Origin of the sequence: Acidovorax sp. HMWF018, assembly GCF_003061035.1 — a bacterium.
Taxonomy (GTDB): Bacteria; Pseudomonadota; Gammaproteobacteria; order Burkholderiales; family Burkholderiaceae_C; genus Acidovorax; species Acidovorax delafieldii.
The window spans coordinates 1-6,535 of sequence record NZ_QAIM01000527.1 but is presented as its reverse complement, the minus strand read 5'-3'; the positions used below and the strand labels follow the sequence as shown (position 1 = coordinate 6,535).

General features: G+C 65.9%; 5 protein-coding genes and 1 pseudogene. 5 read left to right on the top strand and 1 reads right to left on the bottom strand.

The window, feature by feature from the left end:
* The 4 genes from DBR23_RS22395 to DBR23_RS22380 form a co-directional block, all read left to right on the top strand.
* The coding region (locus DBR23_RS22395) for an FAD-binding oxidoreductase (RefSeq protein ID WP_108499630.1) at window positions 1–1,174 on the top strand (1,174 nt) is incomplete at its 5' end.
* Window positions 1,175–1,248: 74 nt separating this feature from the next.
* Window positions 1,249–2,166 (top strand): amino acid ABC transporter substrate-binding protein, encoded by a 918-nt coding sequence (locus DBR23_RS22390; protein ID WP_056747551.1) that lies wholly within the window; start codon window positions 1,249–1,251, stop codon window positions 2,164–2,166.
* A complete protein-coding gene (locus DBR23_RS22385) occupies window positions 2,163–3,389 on the top strand; it encodes a pyridoxal phosphate-dependent aminotransferase (protein ID WP_108499624.1) in 1,227 nt (408 codons plus the stop codon). Before DBR23_RS22390 ends, DBR23_RS22385 begins: the two co-directional genes overlap by 4 nt.
* 23 nt (window positions 3,390–3,412) lie before the next feature.
* Entirely contained in the window at window positions 3,413–5,098 is a 1,686-nt protein-coding gene (locus DBR23_RS22380) for a thiamine pyrophosphate-binding protein (RefSeq protein WP_108499623.1), read from the top strand.
* 30 nt (window positions 5,099–5,128) lie between these two features.
* Here DBR23_RS22380 and DBR23_RS22375 read toward each other — a convergent pair whose 3' ends face one another.
* Window positions 5,129–6,010 (bottom strand): LysR family transcriptional regulator, encoded by an 882-nt coding sequence (locus DBR23_RS22375; RefSeq protein WP_108499622.1) that lies wholly within the window; start codon window positions 6,008–6,010, stop codon window positions 5,129–5,131.
* Between the two features lie 135 nt (window positions 6,011–6,145).
* On the opposite strand from DBR23_RS22375, the pseudogene DBR23_RS22370 reads away from it, so the two are divergent.
* A pseudogene (locus DBR23_RS22370) lies at window positions 6,146–6,535 on the top strand (EamA/RhaT family transporter); the annotation flags it as partial.

Below are 6,535 nucleotides of genomic sequence, written 5' to 3'. Positions count from 1 at the left end.
CCCCATCGTCATCATCGGCGGTGGTGTCATTGGCAGTGCGATTGCGTATTTCCTCACGCTGCAGCAGCCGGGCTGCGAAGTAGTGGTGGTCGAGCGCGACCCGACCTATGCGCGCGCTTCGTCGGCGCTGTCGGCCAGCTCCATCCGTCAGCAGTTTTCGACCGACATCAACATCCAGATATCGGCCTACGGCATTGGCTTTCTGCGCAACGTGGGCACGCTGTTGGCGTGCAACGGCGATGTGCCGGACATCGGTCTGCACGAAGGCGGCTACCTGTATCTGGCCACCCAGGCGGGCGAGGCCACGCTGCGCGAGAACCATGCGTTGCAAAAGCAGTACGGTGCGGACGTGGCGCTGCTCAGCCCGCAGCAACTGGCCGGACGCTTCCCGTGGCTGGCGCTGCAGGATGTGGCGCTGGGCTCGCTGGGCCTGTCGGGCGAGGGCTGGTTTGATGGTTACCTGCTGCTCACGGCCCTGCGCAAGAAGGCGCAGAGCCAGGGCGTGCGCTATGTGGCCGATGAGGCCGTAGGGCTGGATACGGCGGCCAGCGATGGCGTGTTGCATGTGGACGCGGTGCGCCTGCAAAGCGGCGCCGTGCTGCCTTGCCGCTACGCTGTGAACGCCGGTGGCCCCTGGGCGGCATCCATTGCGGGCTGGGCCGGAATTGATTTGCCCGTTGTGGGCAAGCGCCGCACGGTCTTCAACCTCGCCAGCCCAGCAGCGCTGCCGGGCTGCCCACTGCTCATCGACACCAGTGGCATCTGGCTGCGGCCCGAGGGCAAAGGCTTCATCTGCGGCTTTGCGCCCGATGCGGACAACGACGCCGACTTTGCCCCGCTGGAGCCCGAGTACGACGCGTTTGACAACCTCATCTGGCCCACGCTGGCCGAGCGCATTCCTGGCTTTGAAGCGCTGCGCATGCAGGGCGCCTGGGCGGGCTACTACGAGATGAACACCTTTGACCACAACGCCATCGTGGGCCTGCACCCGGCGTGCGACAACCTGGTGTTTGCCAACGGATTTTCGGGCCACGGCCTGCAACAATGCCCTGCGGTGGGGCGTGGCCTGGCGGAGTGGATGTTGACGGGCGGCTACCAGAGCCTGGACCTGTCGCCGCTGTCCATCGAGCGCATTGCACGCAACGCACCACTGCTCGAAAAGAACGTGATCTGAGCACCATCGGTACCGCCGGTTTTTCCTCTCCCCTTTCTCAACCCGCCAACCACAAAACATACGGAGACAACGACATGGCAATTTCCCGCAAGACCTTCACTGCGATCGCTGCAGGCTTGGCCCTGGCCTGCATGGCCACGGCCCCCGCGCTGGCGCAGACGGTCACCCAGCCCACGCTGGAGAAGATCAAGGCATCGGGTAAGGCCGTGCTGGGCGTGCGCGAGACCTCGCCACCCATGGCCTATGCGCTGGGCGCCAATGAAAAATACGTGGGCTACCACGTCGAACTGTGCGAGCGCGTGCTGAAAGAAATCGCACCCGACGCCAAGCTCGAATACATGGCGGTGACGGCGCAGAACACGCTGCCCCTGGTGCAGAACGGCACGCTGGACATCGGCTGCGGCCCCACCACCAACAACACCGCGCGCCAGCAGCAGGTGGCGTTTGCGGTGACCACCTATGTGAGCGAAGTGCGCATGGCAGTGCGCAAGGATTCGGACCTGAAGTCCATCAGCCAGCTCGCAGGCCGCACCATTGCGGCATCCACTGGCACCACCGCCGTGCAATTGCTGCGCAAGCAAGAGCGCGCGCTGGGTGGCGCGCCCATCAAGACCGTGCTGGGCAAGGACCACCATGAGAGCTTCTTGCTGCTTGAAACGGGCCGCGCCGACGCTTTTGTGCTCGATGACAACCTGCTGGCCGGGATGATTGCCAACTCCAAGGACCCCTCGGCCTACCGCATCGTGGGCGAGCCGCTGGGTGCCGAGCCCATTGCACTGCTGTTCCGCAAGGACGACCCCACCTTCAAGGCTGCGGTGGATGGTGTGTTAACCAAGCTGATGCAAAGCGGCGAGATGGAAAAGATCTACACCAAGTGGTTTGTAAACCCCATCCCGCCCAAGAACATGAGCCTGAACCTGCCGCTGGGTACCACGCTGCGCCAGCTGTTCGCCACCCCCAACGACAAGCCCCTGGAGACTTACCAGCAATGAACGCTGCCATCGCCGCCACGGCCTTCCGCGCGGCCGACCGCCTGGGCGCCATCGGCGTCTCGGAAATCGTGCGCCTGACGCAAGAGGCCAACCAGCTCAAGCGCCAGGGCCAGCCCGTGATCGTGCTGGGCCTGGGCGAGCCCGACTTCGACACGCCCGCGCACATCCTGGAGGCCGCGCAGCAGGCCATGGCGCGGGGGGAGACGCACTACACGGTGCTGGACGGCACGGCCGAACTCAAGGCCGCCATCCAGCACAAGTTCAAGCACGACAACGGGCTGGACTTTCAGCTCAACGAGATCACCGCAGGCGCGGGTGCCAAGCAGATCCTCTACAACGCGCTGATGGCCTCGGTGAACCCTGGCGACGAGGTGATCCTGCCCGCGCCGTACTGGACCTCGTATGCCGACATGGTGCTGATTGCAGGCGGTGTACCTGTGGTGGTGCCCTGCACCGAGGCCAATGGCTTTCGCATCACGCCCGAGCAGCTGGAGGCGGCCATCACGCTGCGCACGCGCTGGGTGTTCATCAACTCGCCCTCCAACCCCAGCGGCGCCGCCTACAGTGCCGAGCAGCTGCTGCCCGTGCTGGAAGTGGTGGAGCGCCATCCGCAGGTGTGGCTGCTGGCGGACGACATCTACGAACACATCCTGTACGACGGCCGTGCGTTTGCCACGCCCGCGGCCGTGCTGCCCTCGCTGCGCGATCGCGCGCTGACGGTGAACGGTGTCTCCAAGTCGTATGCCATGACGGGCTGGCGCCTGGGCTACGGCGCAGGCCCCAAGGCGCTGATTGCCGCCATGGCTGTGGTGCAGAGCCAGGCCACGTCGTGTCCCTCGTCCATCAGCCAGGCGGCGGCCGTGGCGGCGCTCACGGGGCCGCAAGACGTGGTGCGGGAGCGCTGCCAAGCTTTCCAAGACCGGCGTGACCTGGTGGTGGCGTCGCTCAATGCCTCGCCGGGCCTGCGCTGCCGCGTGCCTGAGGGTGCGTTCTATACCTTTGCAAGCTGCGAAGGTGTGTTGGGCCGCACCACGCCGGGCGGCATGCTGCTGCGCACCGATGCCGACTTCTGCGCCTACCTGCTGCGCGAGCACCATGTGGCCGTGGTGCCTGGCGGGGTGCTGGGTCTGGCGCCATACTTTCGCATCTCCTACGCAGCATCTACCGCCGATTTGCAAGAGGCCTGCGCACGCATCCAGCGCGCATGCCAGGCCCTGTTCTGAATTTCTGATCCGATACCGTTGATATGAAAACGACCTCCCTCACCCCCCGCACCGGCGGCCAGATCCTGGTGCAGCAGCTCATCACCCATGGTGTGAAGCAGCTTTTTTGTGTGCCCGGCGAAAGCTACCTGGCCGTGCTCGATGCCCTGCACGATGCCGACATCGGCGTGACGGTATGCCGTCAGGAGGGCGGGGCGGCCATGATGGCCGAGGCGCAGGGCAAGCTCACCGGCCAGCCCGGCATCTGCTTTGTGACGCGCGGGCCCGGTGCTACCAATGCATCGGCAGGCATTCACATCGCGCACCAGGACTCGACCCCCATGATCCTGTTCGTGGGCCAGGTGGCACGCGGCGCCATGGGGCGTGAGGCGTTTCAGGAGCTGGACTACGGCGCCGTGTTCGGCACCATGGCCAAGTGGGTGGTGCAGATTGACGACCCGGCGCGTGTGCCTGAGCTGATCTCGCGCGCATTCCATGTGGCCACCTCGGGCCGTCCTGGCCCCGTGGTGGTGGCACTGCCCGAAGACATGCTGACCGAAGCCGCCACCGTGGCCGATGCGTTGCCCTACCAGGTGACGGAGACCCACCCCGGCGCAGCACAGATGGCCGAGCTGGCGCAGCGCCTGCAGGCCGCCAAAAATCCCGTGGCCATCCTGGGCGGCAGCCGCTGGTCCGCGCAGGCGGTGCGCGAGTTCACCGCGTTTGCCGAAGCGTGGTCGATTCCCGTGTACTGCTCGTTCCGCCGCCAGATGCTGTTCCCGGCCACACATGCCTGCTACGGCGGTGACCTGGGTCTGGGCGTCAACCCCAAGCTGCTGGCGCGCATCAAGGCGTCGGACCTGGTGCTGGTGGTGGGTGGTCGGCTGTCAGAAGTGCCCTCGCAGGGCTACGAGCTGTTCAACATTCCCACGCCTGCACAGCCCCTGGTGCATGTGCATGCCGATGCGGACGAGCTGGGCAAGCTGTATCGCCCTACCCAGGCCATCCACGCCACGCCGCAGGCTTTCACTGCTGCGTTGAATTCTGTGCGACCCACGGCGGCAGTGCCCTGGAAGGCGCACGCTGAAGCGGCCCATGCCGAATACCTGGCCTGGAGCGACACGGCGCCCATCCGCATCCCTGGCAACCTGCAAATGGGCCAGGTGATGCAGCACCTCAAGGAAGTGCTGCCCGCCGACACCATCTTCTGCAACGGTGCTGGAAACTTTGCCACGTGGATTCACCGCTTCTGGCCCTTCACCACCTACGCGAGCCAACTCGCGCCCACCAGCGGGTCGATGGGCTACGGACTGCCTGCGGGCGTGGGCGGCAAGCGCCTGTGGCCGCGGCGCGAGGTGGTGATCTTTGCGGGCGATGGCGATTTTTTGATGCACGGCCAGGAATTTGCGACCGCCGTGCAATACGGGCTGCCCATCATCGTGGTGCTGCTGGACAACGCCATGTACGGCACCATCCGCATGCACCAGGAGCGCGAATACCCCGGCCGCATCAGCGCCACGCAGCTCAAGAACCCCGACTTCAAGGCCTACGCCCAGGCCTTTGGCGGCCATGGCGAGCGGGTGGAGCGTACCGAAGACTTTGCTCCGGCTCTTGCCCGCGCCCGCGCCAGCGGTCTGCCCAGCGTGCTGCACTGCCTGATCGACCCCGAGGCGATCACGCCCACCGGCACGCTGCAGGGCATTCGCAGCGCGGCACTCTCTAAAAAGTAGGCTCCCGTTTCGTAAGCAGGCGCTAGGCGCTCAGCCGGTCACGCGGGCGCCGCCCGACTGCCGCAGGGTCTGCACCAGCAGGTTCTGCAGGCTGTCCACCGCCTTGGAGCCGCGCGATGCGCGGCTGCGGTACACGGCCACCTCCATAGGGGCCAGCGGCCCCAGGCCTTGCTCGGTGCTGAGCACCTGCAGCTGCGGTGGCACGCTGCAGTGGGTGAGGGCGGCCACGGCCAGGCCGCTTTCCACCGCTGCAATTTGCCCGGCCAGGCTGGAGCTGTGATAGACCACCTTGTAGCGGCGCCCCTGCTGCGCCAGCGCGTGAATGGCGCCGCGCCGCGCCAGGCTGGCCGATTCGTACACAGCAATCGGCAGCGGGTCACGCCTCCACAACTCGAACTGCGCCGACCCCACCCACACCATGGGCTCATGGAACAGCAGCGTGCCGCGGCGGGAATGGTCGCGCGAGATCAGCGCCAGGTCCAGGTCGCCACTGGCCACGCGCGGGATGAGTGCGGTGGACTGCTCGCAGTCCAGCTCAATCTCCACCGCACTGTGCCGAGGCGCAAAGCGCTTGAGTACAGGCGTGAGGTAGCGCGCTGCGTAGTCATCCGGCACCCCCAGCCGCACCCGGCCTGTGAGGGCGTCGCCGTTCAGTGCGTCGTGCGCTTCTGCGTGCAGTTCCAGAATGCGGCGCGCATAGCCCAGCAGGGTTTCACCCTCGGGCGTGAGGTGCTGCTTGCGGGCGTCGCGCTCCAGCAGTCGGTGGCCTACGGCGTCTTCCAGCTTCTTGAGCTGCATGCTGACCGCCGACTGGGACCGGTGCACCTCGGTCGCCGCGCCGGAGAGCGAGCCTGCATCCACCACAGCCACCAGGCACTGAAGCCAGTCGAATTGCAAATCGCGGTAGCTCATGGATTGCCCCAGTGATGATGTATTCGATGATCGAATGGTTGGTGTGTAAATTATGCGCTTTGGATTGCAAAGGCTGGCAGCCACACTGCGGGCATGCAGCAGTCTTCCTCTACCGTTTCAGGCACATCCGCACCCGTGGTTCCAGCGTCCGCTTCACCTGTGGCCGTTGCCCACGTGCTGCCGGATGCCCGCCGGCTAGATGGCTGGGTCGCATTCGTGCTGGGCAACGCGCTGCTGGGCACCATCGGCGTGTTCGTGCATGAGGCGCAGGCGGCGCCGTTGACGGTGACCTGGTTCCGCTGCGCTTTTGGTCTCGTGGGGCTCACGTTATGGATGGTCTGGCTCCACCGGTCGTGGTCGGGACTGTGGCAGGGGCTCTGGGTGGGCTGGGCGGCTTTGCCGTGGGTGTTGCTGCTCAGCGGGCTCATGTTGGCGAGCTGGTGGCTGTTTTTCACGGCGATCCAGCAGGTGCCCACCGGGGTGGCGGTGGTGCTGTTCCATGTGCAACCGTTGTGGGTGTTGCTG